Here is a 15,610-nt window from a genome sequence, read left to right on the forward strand (position 1 = left end):
GGCCGGGGGCTAGGTATACGGATCTTCCTACGGGTCTTCGCCGAAGCCGCCCGCGTCCGGTCCCGGGTCCGGGCAGCCTGGAATCGCCGCCCGGGGGACGCGCGCACCGGACGCCCGACAGCGAAACCGCACGCTGTCATGGCAGGGCGCCCGATGCCGCGCGCCCTCCGGACGGCACAGGTGAAGAGGGGCTGCCCCTGGTCGGCGGGGCAGCCCCGGCCGTCACCCCGTCACACGTGTCCCAGGCCGCCGCTGCCGAAGGACCCGCTGGACCCGGGCCGCCAGCGCTTCCGCTGCTGGTCCTCGCCCCGTTTACTGCCCTGCTGGAGCTGGTACGGCATGAGCCGCTCCCGCTCCGCGAGCGGGACCACGTTCGGCTCCCGCATCTCCCTGATCTCGTGGACCGCGCCGGTGCTGGGAAGGTGGGGCTGCTCGTCCGGGCGAGGCCTGACCAGTTCCCGGTCCTGCACCCGCATGCCGAACTGCACGGCCCAGATCAGCGCACCGGCGAGGACCGCGCCACCGACGAAAGCGGCGATCACGTTGAGCACATCGCTCCCCGCGGCCGCGATTGCAAACGCTGCCGTACTCATATCCCAATTATCGCCGAAATCGCCCGGAAAGGCGCTGGGAGAGGGGGCCGGGAATCCGGGAACTCGGGTATTCGCCATTCCGTTGCCAACTAAAGGAACAGTAAACGGAGTTGGATTTCACGGAGGTCTCCACCATGGTCCAAGAACCGAGCCGCAGAGCCGTCCTCGGTGGCGCCGCGGCACTGGCCGCGCTGGCGGTGACGGCCGCCCCCGCCACCGCGCGGGCCGCCGCCTGGCCCACCGAGTTCCCGCTGCCGAACGGCTGGCTGCCCGAGGGCATCGCGATCGGCTCGAAGCCGTACGCCTACTTCGGCTCCCGCGGCAACGGCGGCATCTACCGCGTCGACCTGCGCACCGGCGAGGGCAGGATCCTCTACGCCGGAGCCACCGGCCAGATAGCCGTCGGCCTGAAGATCGACCGCGACGGCCTGCTGTACGTCGCGGGCAACACCGGCGTCGCCCGCGTCCACGACTCGCGCACCGGCGACGTCGTCCGCACCTTCCAACTGAGCGAGGCCACCGGCCACTTCGTCAACGACGTCACCCTGCTCGGTGACCGCGCCTGGTTCACCGACTCCCGCGCCGCCCAGCTCTACAGCGTCCCCCGCGGCCGCGCGGGCGCCGTCCGCACCCTCCCGCTCACCGGCGACTGGACGCAGCTCCCCGACGTCAACAACGCCAACGGCATCGTGGACACCCCGGACGGCCGCGGCCTGATCGTCGTCAAGTCCACGCCCGGTGAGCTCCACCGCGTCAGCCCGAGGACCGGGGCCGCCACGAGGATCACGCTGGTCGGCCAGGACACCGTCGTCAACGGCGACGGCCTGTGGCGCATCGGTCGCACGCTGTACGTCGTCCAGAACCGTCTCAACCTGGTGAGCGTCTGGGACCTGGACGCGAAGGCCACCACCGCGACCCTGCGCACCACGATCACCGACCCCCGCTTCGACGTACCGACCACCGCCGCCCGCTTCGGGGACCGGCTGTACCTGGTCAACGCCCGCTTCACGACCCCGCCGACACCGGAGACGACGTACGACGCCGTCGCCGTGTCCCTGTGACACCCCTGGCATGAGTCCGCCCCCTCCGGCGCGGCCGGAGGGGGCGAACGTCCGCACGTCCGGCGTCAGTTGACGGTACGGCCCCGTCGGTATGCCACCCAGCCGGCGCCCGTCAGGGCGGCCGCGAGGACGGCGACGGACAGGACGGTCACGCCGGTGGAGGCGAGGCTGCCGCCGGTGGTGGTGGATCCGGTGGTGGACGTCCCCGTGCCGGTGCCGCCGGTGGTGCCGCCCGAGCCGGAGCCGGCGGAAGCCGAGGCCGATGCGTCCGGGGTGGCCGTGCCGTCGTCCGTGCCGGTCTCGTCGTCCGTGTCGACCGGGTCCTGGCCGACGAAGGCGACCGGGACCTTCACGTCCTGGGAGCGGTCGCCGGAGAGGGTGTGGTCGGCGCGGGTGACCAGGACGCACTTCGCCTCGAAGCAGTCCGTGAACTCGTCCTTGGCGTCCACGGTGAGCTCGACCGCGAAGGAACCGCCGTCCTCGTACGGGGTCGCCAGGTCCTCGCCGTAGTCCGGCGGGTTGGAGGAGATCCACGCCGAGGAGTGGGACTCGCCGGTCATGTCGACGCCGCCGACGCACGGGGTGGGCAGTTCGCCCTCGCCGTTGTCGACGCAGAGGGCCACGTAGATGCCCTTGTCCTCGTCGTAGCCGGAGCCGGTGACCTTCAGCTTCTGGTCCGTGACGGCCAGGTTGTTGACCGGGGTGACGGTCAGTTTCTGGCCCTCGGGACCGGTGACGGTCCTGGTGCCGGAGGGCTCGGTGTCCGCACTGGCGGTGGGGGTCGGGGAACCGGTGCCGTCGCCCGGGTCCTCCTCCTTCACGACCGTCAGGGTGAGCGGCGAAGTGCGCGTCGTACCGGCCGCGTTGGTGAACTCGGCGCGGTACTCGTAGCCGTCCTGCGCCGCCTTCGCGGTGAAGGTGTACGCGTTCTTCGCCGCGCCCTCGATCTTCGACCAGGTCTGGCCGCCGTCGGGGCTGACGCTCCAGGTCACCGTGGGCTCCGGGGTGCCCTCGGCGGCGGCGACGAAGGTGACCTCGTCACCGGGGGCGACGGTCTGGTCGGTGGGGGACTGGACGACCTTGGGGGAGACCCGCAGGTCGAACTTGAGCACCTTGCTCTCGGTCTGCGCGGTGACGTAGACGGACGTGGCGCCCGGGGTCACGGCGAGCGCGCCGGCGGTGGACGCGATGCTGCCGGGGAGGGCGACCGGCTCGGCCGCCTTCTCGAAGGTCGCGGTGTCGAGGACATCGAGGGAGCCGACAGCGTCCGTGGAGCCGTCGTAGACATCCTCACGCAGCACGAAGGCCCGCCCGGAGGTCTTGTCGAACGCGGCCGCCATCGGCCGGTCCGCGCCCGTCAGCGTCTTGAGCAGCTTGGCGTCCTTGTCGAGGACGAGCACGGACGTCCCGACACCCACCCAGACGTTGCCCGTCGTCGGGTCCGCCTCGACCATGGTGACGAAGCCGTCGTCGGGGAGTACGGCCGTGGCGGTGACCGCGAAGGAGGCGGTGTCCACGCGGCGCAGCACCCGCTTGTCCCCGTCGGTGCCGAGGGACCAGGCGGCGGAGTGCGCGGTGTCCACGCCGAGTTCACCGCCGCCCTCCAGGGTGGTCGTCCGCCTGACGGTGCCGGTGGCGGTCTCGACCTCGGAGAGGGTGGCCCCCTGGGCGACCAGGATCGTGGCCGCGTCGGTGCCGGGACCGACACCGGTGACGGTGCCGCCGGTCAGCCAGACCCCCTTGGCGGTCGTGTCCCCGATCTTCGCGGTGCCTATGCCGCGCAGCGGGTAGTGGAAGACGACGCCGTCGCCGGCCAGCGGGGCGGCGATCCAGCGGACGACCCGGGCGGCGAGGGCACCGGTCGACCCCGGGGCCTGCTGGACGTGGCCGAGGAGCGAGCCGTCCTGCGGGTCCAGGGCGTACAGGCCCTGCTCCTTGACGTCGGAGGTGTCGAGGATGTCGTTCGAACCGACGTACAGCTTGCCGGAGTCGGGGTGCAGCAGGAGGTCCTGCGGGCGGCCCGCGGTGGTGAACTCGGCGGCCTTCACATAGCTGACGGTGCCGGCGGGCACATCGACGCCGTCGCCGCCGTCGTCACCGCCACCGTTGTCCTGGCCCTCGAAGGTGACGGGGATGCGGACGTCCTGGGAGCGGTCGCCGGCGTTGCGGTGGTCGACGCGGGTGACGACCGAGCAGGTGACCTGGGTGCAGTCCAGGCTGCTGTCCTTGGACTTGACCGCGATGTCGACGTCGAAGGTGCCGCCGGTGCCCCAGTGGACGGCCAGCTCGCCGGCGTAGGTGTCGCCCTCGTAGGTGATCCACTGCGAGGCGCTGCCGGTGCCGCTCTGGTCGGCGCCGCCCAGGCACGGGGTGGGGATGCGGTTGTCGCCGTTGTCCTTGCAGAGGGCGACGTAGATGGACTTGGTCGCGTCGTACCCCTCGCCGGTGACCTTGATCGTGTCGCCGTCGGGGTCGAGGTTCGCGGAGGCGGAGACGGTGAGCTTCTGGCCGCTCTTGCCGAGGGCCGTCTTCGGAGTGTCGGCGGCGTGTGCCGCGGGCGAGACGGTGAGGGCCGTCACCGCCGCGGCCGTCAGCGCGAGGGCACCCAGGAGCGCCGCGGGGCGTCTGAGGCGGAGTCCACCCGCCCCGTCCGGTCTGTCAACTGTCATGGAAGGAACCTCACTTGTCGGGTGCGCCCGGCACTCCGGTGGTGCGAGAGCCGGGCCCCGCCGCGCGAGGGGCCCGGTCCGGCGGGCGCCTACTGGAAGGTGACGGGGATGTGGACGTCGTACTTGCGGTCGTTGGTGTCGAAGTGGTCGGCGCGGGTGACGACGGCGCACTCGACGGTCTCGCCGCAGACGTAGCCGTCGCCGAGGTCCTGCCTGACCTTGATCTGGACGCTGAACGTGCCGCCGTCGCCGAACGGGGAGCTGTGGGCGAACTGGCCGCCCCAGGTGTCGCTCACCCAGTGCGAGTAGCCGAGCGAGCCGTTGCTGCCGCCCAGGCACGGGGTCGGCCTGTTGTCGCCGACGTTGCCCTCGATCACGCAGAGGGCGACGTAGATGCCCTGGGCCGGGTTGTGACCGGCGCCGCTGACGGTGACCGTCGTCTCGCCCGCCAGGGGGGCCGTGCCCGGCGCGGTCAGGGAGGCGAGGCCTGCGCGGGCGAACGGTACGGCTCTCATGGGGGGTCGGACACCTTTCTCGGCTGCGTTGTCGACGGTCGGACGTGCCGGAACGGGCCGGCCGGACGAGGCCGGCCCGTGGACCAGACGGAGCGGTCAGCGTTTAGCTGAAGGTGACCGGGACCCAGACGTCGTACTTGCGGTCGTTGGTGTCGAAGTGGTCGGCGCGGGTGACGATGGCGCACTCGACCGTGTCGCCGCAGATGTTGCCGTCGCCGAGGTCGGGGTTGACGTAGATGTTCACGTTGAAGGTGCCGCCGGTGCCGAACTTGGAGCTGTTGGCGAACAGGCCGCCGAAGGTGTTGTTGACCCAGTGCGAGGCGCCGGTCGCGCCGGTCTCGTCCTGACCGCCCAGGCACGGGGTGGGCTTGTTCACGCCCACCGTGCCCGTGACCACACACAGGCCGACGTAGACGCCCTGGCTGGTGTTGTAGCCGGAGCCGGTGACGTTGACGACCTGGCCGGCCGAGGAGAGCGCGTTCGGGGCGGTCAGCGACAGGTTGTACGTGGTGCCGTCGGTGATCGTGCGCGTCGAGGTCGCGGCGGAGGCGGAGGTCGCCAGGCCCAGGGTGAGGGCGGAGGCGGCGGCGACGGCGAGGGTGGCGCGGGCGGCGAGGTTGGCTCTCATGGGGAGGAGCACCTTTCTCTCTGATTAGGTAAGGCAAACCTAAGTACGAGCTCGGGCTGCTTGTCAACGGATGGCAAAGAATTCTCAAATCCCGTCATCAACAAGGGAATTGGGCATGCCGAGGAGCGGACCGAGGCGGCCCGCTCCTTGTCCCGCGAGGGATCATCCCGAGGTCCGAACTCCGAACTCCGCGGTGGCGCCGCGCTCGCCGGTGACCGTGTAGAGCTCGACGGTGTGAGCTCCCTCGACGGCGGTGTCGTACACGGGGAAGTTCCGGGAGACGTACCCCTGCTCGTCGGCCACCGCCTGGTACCTGGTGTCCTGGTCGATCGAGACCAGCACGACCTCACCGGGCTCGAATCCCGCGCCGGTGACCTGTTGCTCGGCACCGGGGGCGAGGTCGGCGTGGGCCACCGAGGCCGAGGGCGCGGCCGGCTCGGACACGGCCCGCTCCGTCTTCGTGGGGGACGGCGACGGTGTCGAACTCGGCGTCGCGTCCGGCCGCGGTGTCTGCGGGGCCGCGTCCCCGGACCCGGTGCCCACCGTCACGTCCAGCACCCCGAAGGCGTCCCCCGCGGCGAACTCCGCCCCGCTCCACCCGGACAGCAGCGCCGCGCCGTCCTCGGTGAGCGCCGCCCGAAGTCCGCTCCAGGTCACCCCGCTTGTCCGTACGACGGGTGCGGCGCCGGACGTCACCTCGGCCAGGGCGAGTTCGCGGGTCTGTCCGTCGACAGCCGTGCGGGCGTGCAGCGCGCCCGTGTCGCCGTCCAGCTCCAGCCGGAGTCCGCTCAGCGGCAGTTGTTTCCCGGCGGCGGAGGTCAGCAGGGCCGTACCGCCCAACTCCACGTCCGCGTCGCCCGCTTGGGGATCCGCCCCGCCGCCGGTCGCCGGGAACCAGGCACGGCCCCCCGACCCTCGTACGGCGGGCTCGGCGACGTCGAGCGAGACGTCCTGGGCCGCGAGTGCCAGGGCCGCGTAGCCGCCGGACACCTCGTGCGAGAACGCGTCCGCCGCCGCGACGCCCGGACACAGCAGCGCGAGCAGCGCGCCACCCGTGACGGCGGCGGCGCCGGGTCTGTTCACCATCTTCGAGTCTCCCTGGGGGAAGGTGGGGTGGGGTCAGCCGGCGGGCGTGGTGCGGCGCCTGCGCGCCCACAGCCAGGTGCCGGTGCCGGCGGCGACCAGTCCGGCCGCGGTGAGCCCGGCGGCCAGCGCGGTGGAGCCGGTGGAGGCGAGGGGGCCGTCCGAGGTGCTGTCCGAACCGGTCGTGCCGGAGCCGCCCGTGGTGGTGCCGCCGCCACCGGTGGTGCCCGCCGTGGCGGAGGCGCTCGGCGTCGATGTGGCGGTGGCCGAACCGGACCCGCCGAACGTCACCGGGATCCGTACCGTCTGGCTCTGGTCCCCGCCCCGGGTGTGGTCGTTGCGGGTGATGACCGCGCACTTCACACCCGACTTGGTGCAGTCGGTGTTGGCGTCCTTGGCGCGGACCTTGATCTGCACGGAGAAGGAGCCGTCGTGCCCGCTGCCCTTGTAGGGCTCGGCGAGACCCTCGCCGTAGGAGGGCGGGTTGGAGGAGACCCACACGGAGGCCCCGGACTCGCCGGACATGTCGACACCGCCGACGCAGGGGGTGGGTGTCTTGCCCGCCCCGTTGTCCACGCAGAAGGCGATGTAGATGCCCTTCTCGGTGTTGTAGCCGGTGCCGGAGACGGTGACCGTCTCACCCGCCGCGTCGAGGCCCGCGCTCTTGGAGACGGTGAGTTTCTGGCCCTCGGGACCAGTGGTGGAGGTGCTCGCCCATGCCGGTGAAACAGCCGTCAACACCAGGGAGACCGAGGCAGCACCCCCGGCCAGACAGACAAATCCCCTGCGGAGCAGACCACTTGGCGAAATCAACGAAGCACCCCCACCACGAGTCAATAAGGTAAACCTAACCTAATCTATTCTTCAACTGTGCGGGACCCTGGAGACTCGGAGGAACTTCGGCGATGCGTAGGTCAGGAAGACGGATCGGACTGGCGCCTTGGGCCCTGGCCCTCGCGCTGCTGACGGGAGCCTGTGCCGGCGGCGGCTCGGACACGGCGGCCGGCGAGGCCACACCGGTCTCCGCGAGCGCACGGGCGGAGGCCGCCGAGAAACAGCTCGCGACGAACACCCTCGTACCGCTGACGGGCGAGGCGCCTGTGCCGAAGCTGCCGGTGACCGTCGACTCCTCCGACGGGCGCCAGGTGAGCGTGCGGGACGCGTCGCGGATCCTGCCCCTCAACGGCGGTATCGCGGAGATCGTGTTCACGCTGGGCCTCGGCGACCAGGTCGTCGGCCGGGACATCACCGCCACCTTCGCGGAGGCCGAGAAGCTCCCGCAGGTCACCAAGGCGCACGACGTCAGCGCCGAGAGCGTGCTGTCGCTGCGTCCGACGGTCGTGCTCGCCGACACCGACACCGGCCCGAGCGAGGCCATCGAGCAGATCCGTGACGCGGGCGTCCCGGTCGTGGTCCTGGACCCGGCGACGAAGCTGTCCGACGTCGCGACCCGCACCACCCGCGTCGCCCAGGCGCTGGGCGTCCCGGACGCCGGCAAGGCCCTCAACTCCCGGATCGCCAAGGACCTTTCGGCGGCGAAGGCGGGCGTCCCCCAGGGCAGCGAGCCCAAGGTCGCCTTCCTCTACATGCGCGGCAGCGCGGCCGTCTATCTGATGGGCGGCAAGGGCTCCGGCGCCGACTCGCTGATCGAGGCCGCGGGCGCGGTCGACGCGGGCGTGGGGATGGGCCTGGACAAGCCCTTCACCCCCCTCACCAGCGAGGCCCTCATCGCCGCCGAACCCGACGTGATCCTCATGATGGACAAGGGCCTGGAGTCGGTCGGCGGCGTCGACGGACTGGTCAAGATCCCGGGCATCGCCGAGACCCCGGCGGGCGCCGACCGGCGCATCGTGACCCTGGAGGACGGCGTACTGCTGAGCTTCGGACCGCGCACACCGCTGGTCATCGACATCCTTGTGGACCGTATCCACAAGGTGTGAACGACGGGTCGGCAACCTGCCCCGCGCGCGGCGGCGACCTGGAGGTGAAGTCCCCACCCCACGAAGGGAGTTCACCTCCATGCGCACCCGCATCGCGCGTTTCGTCACCGTCGTCACCGCCCTGCTGGCGGCGGCCTTCACGACGGCGGCACCCGCCCGGTCGGCCGACAACTGGAACCCGCCCTCCCACCTCGTACAACCGCTCAACGAGGTCTGGAACCACGTCGAGTCGACCTACCCGAACCTCTACGGCTTCCGCAACTACGGCTGGGACCAGGTCATGGCCAACCGGGGGAGCATCAACTACTGCGTCCGCTGGGAGTCCGACGCCCCCGTCAGCACCGCCCTGCGCGACCAGATCCACACCCAGCTGAAGAAGCAGTTCGGCAAGTGGATGACGGCCATGCTCGACAACGGCACCGGCACCAATGCCTGGCCGTACACCAACGTGCCCGTCAACATCGTCGGCTGGGCGGTGAAGAACCGCTCCACGCTCCAGTGGACCGACAACTCGGTCGACATCTACGCGGGCAACCTGGACGGCGGCGGCGCCCCGCAGTGCGCGCCCGACTGCGGCCGCTTCTTCCACCAGGACGGCAACTACTCGAAGTGCCCCGGCGGTGTCGCCCGCCACTACGACCAGTCGCTGTGGCTCACCAAGGGCTTCCAGGGCGGCGCGGGCGGAGACTGGGGCCAGCGGGTCGGCCAGGAGTACTTCACCGGGGCCCTCGGCCAGGAGAACATCCATATCTATCTCCACGAAGTCGGCCACACCTTCGGGCTCGACGACTTCTACGACTGGACGCCGACCGGCCAGTGCTGTTTCCTCATGAAGGCCGGATCGGCCGCGCAGATCACGGAGTTCGACAAGTGGATGGCGCGTGACTTCTGGCGTCATCTGAAGAGCCGCTACGGGCTCTGACCTGTTCTGTACGAGGAGCGCGGGTGGACGACGTGGAGAGCACCCCGGGAGTCCCGGTCCTGGTGACCGGCGGCAGCGGCTTCGTAGGCAGCCATCTGGTGAAACGGCTCCTGGAGCGCGGCCATCAGGTCCGTGCGACGGTCCGCAGCACCGCCGACTCGCCGAAGACCGGACCCCTGCGGGCGATGCAGACCGAATTCCCGGACAGGCTCGACCTGTTCGAGGCGGATCTGCTCGCCGAGGGCTCCTTCGACGAGGCGGCGCAGGGCTGCGGGACCGTCTTCCACGTCGCCTCCCCGTTCCTCGTACCGGAGAGGATCAAGGACGGCCGGCGGGATGTCGTGGAGCCCGCGCTGCACGGGACCCGCAACGTGCTCGGGACCATCGACCGCACCCCGGCCGTCCGCCGGCTCGTCCTCACCTCCACCGTCGGCGCGATCTTCGGTGACTACGCCGACGTACGGGAGATGAAGGACGGCATCCTCGCGGAGGAGTACGTCAACACCACCAGCACGGTGGAGAACAACCCGTACCACTACGCCAAGACGGTCGCCGAGCAGGCGGCCTGGGACGCGGCCAAGGCGCAGGACCGCTGGAGCATGGTGGCGGTCAACCCGGGCCTGATCCTGGGCCCTTCGCTCACCCCCGCCTCGGAGTCCGGCAGCCTCTTCCTCCTGGAGGAGCTCTTCAAGGGCTACTTCTTCTACGGCGCCCCCGACTTCAGCTTCACCACGGTCGACGTGCGGGACGTCGCCGACGCGCACATCGCCGCGGCCCTCAACCCGGACGCGCACGGCCGCTACATCCTCGCGGCGCCGACCATGACGTCCTTCTACGACATGTCCCGCATCCTGCGCGCCGAGTACCCGAGGAACCTCCGGCTGCCCCGGACCCGGCTGCCCCACTGGCCGGTCCGCGTCCTCGGCCCGGCGTTCGGCCTCACCCAGGACTACATCCGCAAGCACCTCGGCATCCGCTTCCAGGTCGACAACAGCCGCAGCGTCGACGAACTGGGCCTCACCTACCGCCCGATCGAGGAGACCGTCCTGGACCACTACCGGGCCTGGCGGGAACCGGCGGGATGACGGGCCCGCTCACGCGGGGATGTCCCGCGGTACGACCGTCACCCGGCGGAAGTTGCACGCGGCCGCGGACTCGCCGGGCTGTCCCTGATACGCCTTGAGGGCCATGCTGACCAGGCTCATCAGCAGGTCGACGTCGGTGTCGCAGTCCAGGTGGACGGTGACCCAGCGGGAACCGGGGACGAGATGGATGGCGGTGGATCCCTGGAGGTCTCTCGCGAAGCGTTCGATCGCGTGGCCGGTCAGATGCAGGTCCACGTCCCGGTCGGAGTGGAAGTGCACGATCTCGCCGTGGAGGGAGCGCAGCGCGCGCCCGGTGCCGCAGCTGGGGTGCCCCGTGCTGAGGTCGGGCCAGGCGTGGAGGCGCTCGAAGGCGCGCTCGGCGAGAGTCATGAGCCCATCGTCGCCTGCTCACCCCCGCGCAACCAGGGGTTGAGGGAAAAGTAACCGGGGCGTGAGGTGTGCGGGCGTGCGCCCCCCGATCGATTGATTTCCTTCTCAACAGGCAACCTGGACACCCTCTTTACAGCTCTCACAGGGTGCTCACAGGCGGGTCGGCGTGCCCGTGGGGCGCGTGGGGGTGCGTCCACACCGTCGGCCGTCCGTGGGTTGTCCAGTCCGATGCCCCTGACCAGGGCACTCGCAGACGAGGAACCGATGACCAGTCAGCAACACCGCAACCGCAGCCGATGGAAGCGCCCCGCGCTCGCCGCCGGTGCCGCGCTCACCGTCGTCGTCACCGGCGCCGGAGCGGCGCCCGGCGCCGGGGCCGCGCAGGCCGCCACACCCGGCAAGCCGAAGCTCAAGCTCATCGCCGCGTCGAACTCCGTGACGCTCGACCGGTGGGAGGGGGAGCCGGGCGTCTATCTGGACCTCGGCACGTATGTCACCGTCGACAACGCGCCCCTGGAGTTCAAGGTGACGCGCAAGTCGTACAAGGACCCTGTCGTCGCCAAGCAGGTCTTCCGCGACGGCACCCGCATCACCACCAAGGCGCTGCCCGCCGGGCTCGTGAAGGACTTCTCGGGGCTGCCCGGATTTCTTGAGGTGTCCGTCAAGAACGCGGCCGGACAGGAGGTGTCGAAGACCAAGGGCAACTTCTGCCCGAACAACGCCTCCGGCCGCCTGCGCCCGGACGCGCCGGCGACCTCTCACTATCCGGAGAGCTGCCCCACCAACCCGTTCACGCTGGGCTCGGTGTGGGGCGTGGAGAAGGGCTGGGCGTCCAACTCCAGCACCGTGGACTACGACAAGCCCGTGGACCTCCCGGCGGGTGAGTACACGGCGAAGGTGTCCGTGGCGAAGAAGTACCGCGATCTCTTCGGCATCCCGAACGACCAGCGGACCATCAAGGTGACCGTCCGGCAGATCACCGACGGCGGCGGTGGCGGCGGTGGCGGTGGCGTCGGCATGACCGCCCAGCGGGGCTCGCACGCGGGGCACGACATGGCCCACGGCGCGGCCCACGGCGCTGCCCACCACTACGGTCCGCGCGGCGCCGACGAGCCCACACCCGGCGCCCTGTCCCACGCCCTGGAGGACCGGGGCCTGGCCCACCACCTGGGTGACGGCAGCGGCCACACCGACGGCTCCCGGATCGCGCCCGCGCTGAAGGCCGCGGGCAAGCGGCCCACCGGACGGGCCGGGGTCCCGGCCAACGTGCCCAAGCCGGACCTGCGTTCCCTCCCGGCGTGGGACATCGCCATCACCGACGGCGAGGACGGCGACGTACCCGGCAAGGACTACCTGGCCTTCAGCGCCAACGTCTGGAACGCCGGCCCCGCGCCCCTCGTCGTCGACGGCTTCCGCAAGCCGGGCGCGGACCTGATGGACGCGTACCAGTACTTCTACGACGCCAAGGGCAAGCAGATCGGCTACACGCCCACCGGCACCATGGAGTGGGACCCGCGCGTCGGCCACGAGCACTGGCACTTCACCGACTTCGCCAGCTACCGGCTGCTCGCCGCGGACCAGCACGAGATCGTCAAGAGCGGCAAGGAGGCCTTCTGCCTCGCCAACACGGACGCGATCGACTACACGGTGAAGAACGCCAACTTCAAGCCGTACAACACGGACCTGTCGACCGCCTGCGGTCAGCAGAACTCGATCTCCGTCCGTGAGGTCCTCGACGTCGGCTCCGGCGACACCTACACCCAGTACCGCCCCGGCCAGTCCTTCGACATCACGGACCTGCCGAACGGCACGTACTACATCCAGGTCATCGCCAACCCGGAGAAGCGCCTCCAGGAGACGAACCTGAACAACAACGTCGCCCTGCGCAAGGTGATCCTGAGCGGCGAACCGGGCAAGCGCACGGTCAAGGTGCCGCCGCACGACCTGATCAACGCGCCGTAACCGACAAGCACCTAGACCACGTTCCCGCTCCCGGTCACCGCGCCGGGAGCGGGAACGCGGCCCTGATCTCCCAGCCGTACCCCGCACGGGGCCCGGCCGTCAGCTCGCCGCCCAGCGCGGTCACCCGCTCCTTCAGCCCGACCAGCCCGAAGCCGCCGCCGTGCGCCGCGTCCGGGAGCTGGGTGCCGCCCCGGCCGTCGTCGGCCACGGACACGGTCAGCCGGTCACCGTCGAGGGCCAGCCGGACGCTGACCTCGCTCGCGTCGGCCGCGTGCCGCCGTACGTTCGTCAGCGCCTCCTGCACGACCCGGAAGGCCGCCGCCTGCACCTCGTGCGGCAGGTCGTCCGGGACGCCCCCGCGGTCCAGGGCGACCTTCTGGACCGGGCTCGCGAAGCGTTCCGCCAGCTCCTCGATACCGGCCAGGTCGCCCACCGGGCGCCGGTCGGTCCCGTCCGCGTCCCGCAGCACGCCGACCGTGCGCCGCATGGACGCCAGCGCCTCGGTCGCGGCGCCCTCGATGCCCGCGAGGACCGGGTCGAGGTCCTCCGGCTGGGTGGTGGCCATCATGCGGGCCATCTGGGTCTGGACGAGGATGCCGGTCACGTGATGCGCCACGAAGTCGTGCAGGTCGGCGGCGATGGCGAGGCGTTCCTCGCGGCGGGTCTCGTCGACGGCGACGGTACGGCGGTAGTCCAGGGCGCGCAGATAGGCGGCGAGGGAGGCGACGAGACCGGCCAGGACCAGGCCGACCAGGACATAGCCCGGCGCCTCGCCGGTGGTCAGCTCCCGGTAGTAGCGGGCGGGCTGGGTGAGCACGGCGGCCAGGTCCAGCAGGCCGCACACCACGGCCCAGCGCGGCGGGCAGTTCCGTACCGCGACGAACAGCAGGCACAGCAGGACGGCGACCTCGCCCGGGCCGAAGGGGGCGACCCGGTGCAGGACGAGCGCCGACGCCGTGTGGAGGAGCGAGGCCAGGGCGGGTACGGCGGTGCGCAGCTGCGGGGTGAGCCAGCCGGGCTGCCGTGCGGCCGGCCACAGCAGTGCGGTGAGGCCGACCGCGAGGACGGCCGCCGGGCGCCAGGCGCTGTAGCCCGTGTCGTACGCGGCCAGCACATCGACGAGGCACAACGCGAGCAGCGCGCCCACGACGGCACCGCGAAGGCAGCCCCGGGGGGAAGCGGACTTCATGGGGATCACCGTATGCGCGCCGGTCCGGCCGCGGGATCGGCCGAACGGCCGAGGAGCGAGGACGGCGGCGGGAGCGAGAATGGCGGCAGGGACGAAGCCGGGGGCCCTCTCATCTCAGGAGTGCGCACGCCATGCCGGACAGCAGGTTCCTCGTCGGTGTCGTCGGCGGTGCCGCCGCGGTGCTCGCCCTCGGCGGGATCGGCACCCACCTGCTCTCGAACACCGAGTCGACGACCCGGCTGGACGCGTACGACACCGTCACGGTCGACGGCCACAAGGCCCTCGCCCCGAACATCGTCGCCGGCCGCACCGAGAGCCTCTACCACCCGCTCCCCTGGGTCGGCGTGAAGGTCCACGTCTCCTGCCCCGAGGGTCTGAAGGCCCAGACCGGGGCGACCCTCACCTGCACGGGCCGCCGCGTCGACGGCACGACACTCGACATCCCGGTGACGGTGGTCCGGGCGACGGACACCCACCTCACATGGCGGTTCGAGCGCTGATCAGCCGATCCGCAGCGGCAGTTCGGCCAGCCCCCGCAGCAGTGTGCCGGTGCGCCAGGTGAGTTCCGCCGGGTCGGTCGCGAAGGCGAGCTCCGGCCGGTCCCGCAGCAGCAGCCGTACGGCGACGGAGGCCTCCATACGGGCCAGCGGGGCGCCGAGACAGTGATGCAGCCCGTGCCCGAAGCCGAGGTGGCCCGTCGTGCGCCGGGTGATGTCGAAGCGGTCGGGGTCGGGGAAGCGGAGCGGGTCACGGGAGGCCGCGGCGAGCGAGACGAGCACCGCGTCACCGGCGGCTATTTGGACGCCCGCGAGCTCCAGGGGCTCGGCGGCGAACCGGAACGCGGTGGTGTGCACGGGGGAGCTGTGGCGCAGCGCCTCCTCGACGGCGGCCTCGGTCAGGCCGGGATCGGCGCGCAGGAGCGCGAGCTGGTCCTGATGGGACAGCAGCCCGTGGAGGGTGGCCGAGATCAGATGGACGGTCGTCTCATGACCGGCGACCAGGAGCAGGAAGGCCATCCCGAGGAGCTCCTCGCCGTCGAGCTCCTCCGCCAGGTCGCCGAGCAGGGTCCCGCCACGTCCGGTCAGCTCGGTCAGACATGTGGTCAGCGCGGTCCCCGCCGCGGCCGCCGACTCCGGCGAGGTGGGCATGACGAGCTCGTTCGACCAGACGTGGAAGCCGTCCCGCTCCTCGGCCGGAACCCCCAGCAGCTCGCAGATCACGGTGACGGGCAACGGCAGCGCGTACCGCCCGACGATGTCCGCGGTCCCCTGCCGTGGCAGTGCGGCGACCAGCTCCCCGGCGATCTCCTCGACCCGAGGCCTCAGCGCGTCGATCCGCCCACCGCTGAACCGCCCCGCGACCAGCCGCCGCAACCGGGTGTGCCGCGGCGGATCACTCTGCAACATGTTCCGCCCGAGCGCATGCCCACCGTCGCTCTCCCAGGACGTCGAGTACCGGATGTCATTGCACAACCGGGCATCGGCGAGCGCCTCCCGCGCAACCTCCCACCCCTCGACCAGCCAGGCGTCACCACTGCCGGGGAGGTGGACGCGGTGAACGGGGCCTTCGGGGT

At 71.3% G+C, this 15,610-nt stretch carries 15 protein-coding genes; 6 read left to right on the plus strand and 9 right to left on the minus strand.

The window, feature by feature from the left end:
- Positions 1 to 230 precede the first annotated feature (230 nt).
- Positions 231 to 593, minus strand: a complete 363-nt coding sequence (locus HLK59_RS40620) for a DUF6479 family protein (protein ID WP_171146677.1) — start codon at positions 591 to 593, stop codon at positions 231 to 233.
- Between the two features lie 134 nt (positions 594 to 727).
- Here HLK59_RS40620 and HLK59_RS40625 point away from each other — a divergent pair, with 134 nt between their 5' ends.
- Positions 728 to 1,654 carry a superoxide dismutase gene (locus tag HLK59_RS40625; RefSeq protein ID WP_171146678.1) on the plus strand — a complete coding sequence of 309 codons (927 nt, stop codon included), beginning with the start codon at positions 728 to 730 and terminating at the stop codon, positions 1,652 to 1,654.
- A 65-nt stretch (positions 1,655 to 1,719) separates the two neighbouring features.
- Here HLK59_RS40625 and HLK59_RS40630 read toward each other — a convergent pair whose 3' ends face one another.
- The 5 genes from HLK59_RS40630 to HLK59_RS40650 form a co-directional block, all read right to left on the minus strand.
- Positions 1,720 to 4,323 (minus strand): immunoglobulin domain-containing protein, encoded by a 2,604-nt coding sequence (locus HLK59_RS40630; protein WP_171146679.1) that lies wholly within the window; start codon positions 4,321 to 4,323, stop codon positions 1,720 to 1,722.
- A gap of 89 nt (positions 4,324 to 4,412) precedes the next feature.
- On the minus strand, positions 4,413 to 4,838 hold the full coding sequence (locus HLK59_RS40635; protein ID WP_171146680.1) for a hypothetical protein: 426 nt from the start codon (positions 4,836 to 4,838) through the stop codon (positions 4,413 to 4,415).
- Between the two features lie 103 nt (positions 4,839 to 4,941).
- Positions 4,942 to 5,466 (minus strand): hypothetical protein, encoded by a 525-nt coding sequence (locus HLK59_RS40640; protein ID WP_171146681.1) that lies wholly within the window; start codon positions 5,464 to 5,466, stop codon positions 4,942 to 4,944.
- Positions 5,467 to 5,628: 162 nt separating this feature from the next.
- Entirely contained in the window at positions 5,629 to 6,552 is a 924-nt protein-coding gene (locus HLK59_RS40645; RefSeq protein ID WP_171146682.1) for an HtaA domain-containing protein, read from the minus strand.
- Between the two features lie 33 nt (positions 6,553 to 6,585).
- Positions 6,586 to 7,290, minus strand: coding sequence for a hypothetical protein (locus tag HLK59_RS40650; RefSeq protein WP_346779928.1), 705 nt, complete (start codon positions 7,288 to 7,290; stop codon positions 6,586 to 6,588).
- Positions 7,291 to 7,454: 164 nt separating this feature from the next.
- Here HLK59_RS40650 and HLK59_RS40655 point away from each other — a divergent pair, with 164 nt between their 5' ends.
- From HLK59_RS40655 to HLK59_RS40665, 3 genes are all read left to right on the plus strand, one after another.
- Positions 7,455 to 8,489, plus strand: a complete 1,035-nt coding sequence (locus HLK59_RS40655; protein ID WP_171146684.1) for an ABC transporter substrate-binding protein — start codon at positions 7,455 to 7,457, stop codon at positions 8,487 to 8,489.
- Positions 8,490 to 8,568: 79 nt separating this feature from the next.
- Positions 8,569 to 9,411, plus strand: a complete 843-nt coding sequence (locus HLK59_RS40660; protein ID WP_171146685.1) for a hypothetical protein — start codon at positions 8,569 to 8,571, stop codon at positions 9,409 to 9,411.
- Positions 9,412 to 9,443: 32 nt separating this feature from the next.
- Complete coding sequence (locus tag HLK59_RS40665) at positions 9,444 to 10,496, plus strand: NAD-dependent epimerase/dehydratase family protein (protein ID WP_171146691.1); 1,053 nt, start codon at positions 9,444 to 9,446, stop codon at positions 10,494 to 10,496.
- 9 nt (positions 10,497 to 10,505) lie between these two features.
- Here HLK59_RS40665 and HLK59_RS40670 read toward each other — a convergent pair whose 3' ends face one another.
- Positions 10,506 to 10,886 (minus strand): luciferase family protein, encoded by a 381-nt coding sequence (locus HLK59_RS40670; protein ID WP_171146686.1) that lies wholly within the window; start codon positions 10,884 to 10,886, stop codon positions 10,506 to 10,508.
- Positions 10,887 to 11,150: 264 nt separating this feature from the next.
- Here HLK59_RS40670 and HLK59_RS40675 point away from each other — a divergent pair, with 264 nt between their 5' ends.
- The gene (locus HLK59_RS40675; RefSeq protein ID WP_240982926.1) at positions 11,151 to 12,848 is read left to right on the plus strand and encodes a lysyl oxidase family protein; all 1,698 of its coding nucleotides are present in this window, start codon (positions 11,151 to 11,153) and stop codon (positions 12,846 to 12,848) included.
- 34 nt (positions 12,849 to 12,882) lie between these two features.
- Here the strand turns inward: HLK59_RS40675 and HLK59_RS40680 are convergent, their stop codons facing one another.
- Entirely contained in the window at positions 12,883 to 14,037 is a 1,155-nt protein-coding gene (locus HLK59_RS40680; protein ID WP_171146688.1) for a sensor histidine kinase, read from the minus strand.
- A 131-nt stretch (positions 14,038 to 14,168) separates the two neighbouring features.
- On the opposite strand from HLK59_RS40680, the gene HLK59_RS40685 reads away from it, so the two are divergent.
- Entirely contained in the window at positions 14,169 to 14,537 is a 369-nt protein-coding gene (locus HLK59_RS40685; protein ID WP_171146689.1) for a DUF4333 domain-containing protein, read from the plus strand.
- Here the strand turns inward: HLK59_RS40685 and HLK59_RS40690 are convergent.
- A partial coding sequence (locus tag HLK59_RS40690; protein ID WP_171146690.1) for a cytochrome P450 occupies positions 14,538 to 15,610 on the minus strand: 1,073 nt, incomplete at its 5' end.

Source organism: Streptomyces sp. S3(2020), assembly GCF_013044505.1.
GTDB lineage: Bacteria > Actinomycetota > Actinomycetes > Streptomycetales > Streptomycetaceae > Streptomyces.

Coding starts and splice junctions, on each gene's coding strand:
- HLK59_RS40620 (WP_171146677.1), bottom strand. CDS start 593: ATGAGTACGGCAGCGTTTGCAATCGCGGCCGCGGGGAGCGATGTGCTC.
- HLK59_RS40625 (WP_171146678.1), top strand. CDS start 728: ATGGTCCAAGAACCGAGCCGCAGAGCCGTCCTCGGTGGCGCCGCGGCA.
- HLK59_RS40630 (WP_171146679.1), bottom strand. CDS start 4,323: ATGACAGTTGACAGACCGGACGGGGCGGGTGGACTCCGCCTCAGACGC.
- HLK59_RS40635 (WP_171146680.1), bottom strand. CDS start 4,838: ATGAGAGCCGTACCGTTCGCCCGCGCAGGCCTCGCCTCCCTGACCGCG.
- HLK59_RS40640 (WP_171146681.1), bottom strand. CDS start 5,466: ATGAGAGCCAACCTCGCCGCCCGCGCCACCCTCGCCGTCGCCGCCGCC.
- HLK59_RS40645 (WP_171146682.1), bottom strand. CDS start 6,552: ATGGTGAACAGACCCGGCGCCGCCGCCGTCACGGGTGGCGCGCTGCTC.
- HLK59_RS40655 (WP_171146684.1), top strand. CDS start 7,455: ATGCGTAGGTCAGGAAGACGGATCGGACTGGCGCCTTGGGCCCTGGCC.
- HLK59_RS40660 (WP_171146685.1), top strand. CDS start 8,569: ATGCGCACCCGCATCGCGCGTTTCGTCACCGTCGTCACCGCCCTGCTG.
- HLK59_RS40670 (WP_171146686.1), bottom strand. CDS start 10,886: ATGACTCTCGCCGAGCGCGCCTTCGAGCGCCTCCACGCCTGGCCCGAC.
- HLK59_RS40675 (WP_240982926.1), top strand. CDS start 11,151: ATGACCAGTCAGCAACACCGCAACCGCAGCCGATGGAAGCGCCCCGCG.
- HLK59_RS40680 (WP_171146688.1), bottom strand. CDS start 14,037: ATGAAGTCCGCTTCCCCCCGGGGCTGCCTTCGCGGTGCCGTCGTGGGC.
- HLK59_RS40685 (WP_171146689.1), top strand. CDS start 14,169: ATGCCGGACAGCAGGTTCCTCGTCGGTGTCGTCGGCGGTGCCGCCGCG.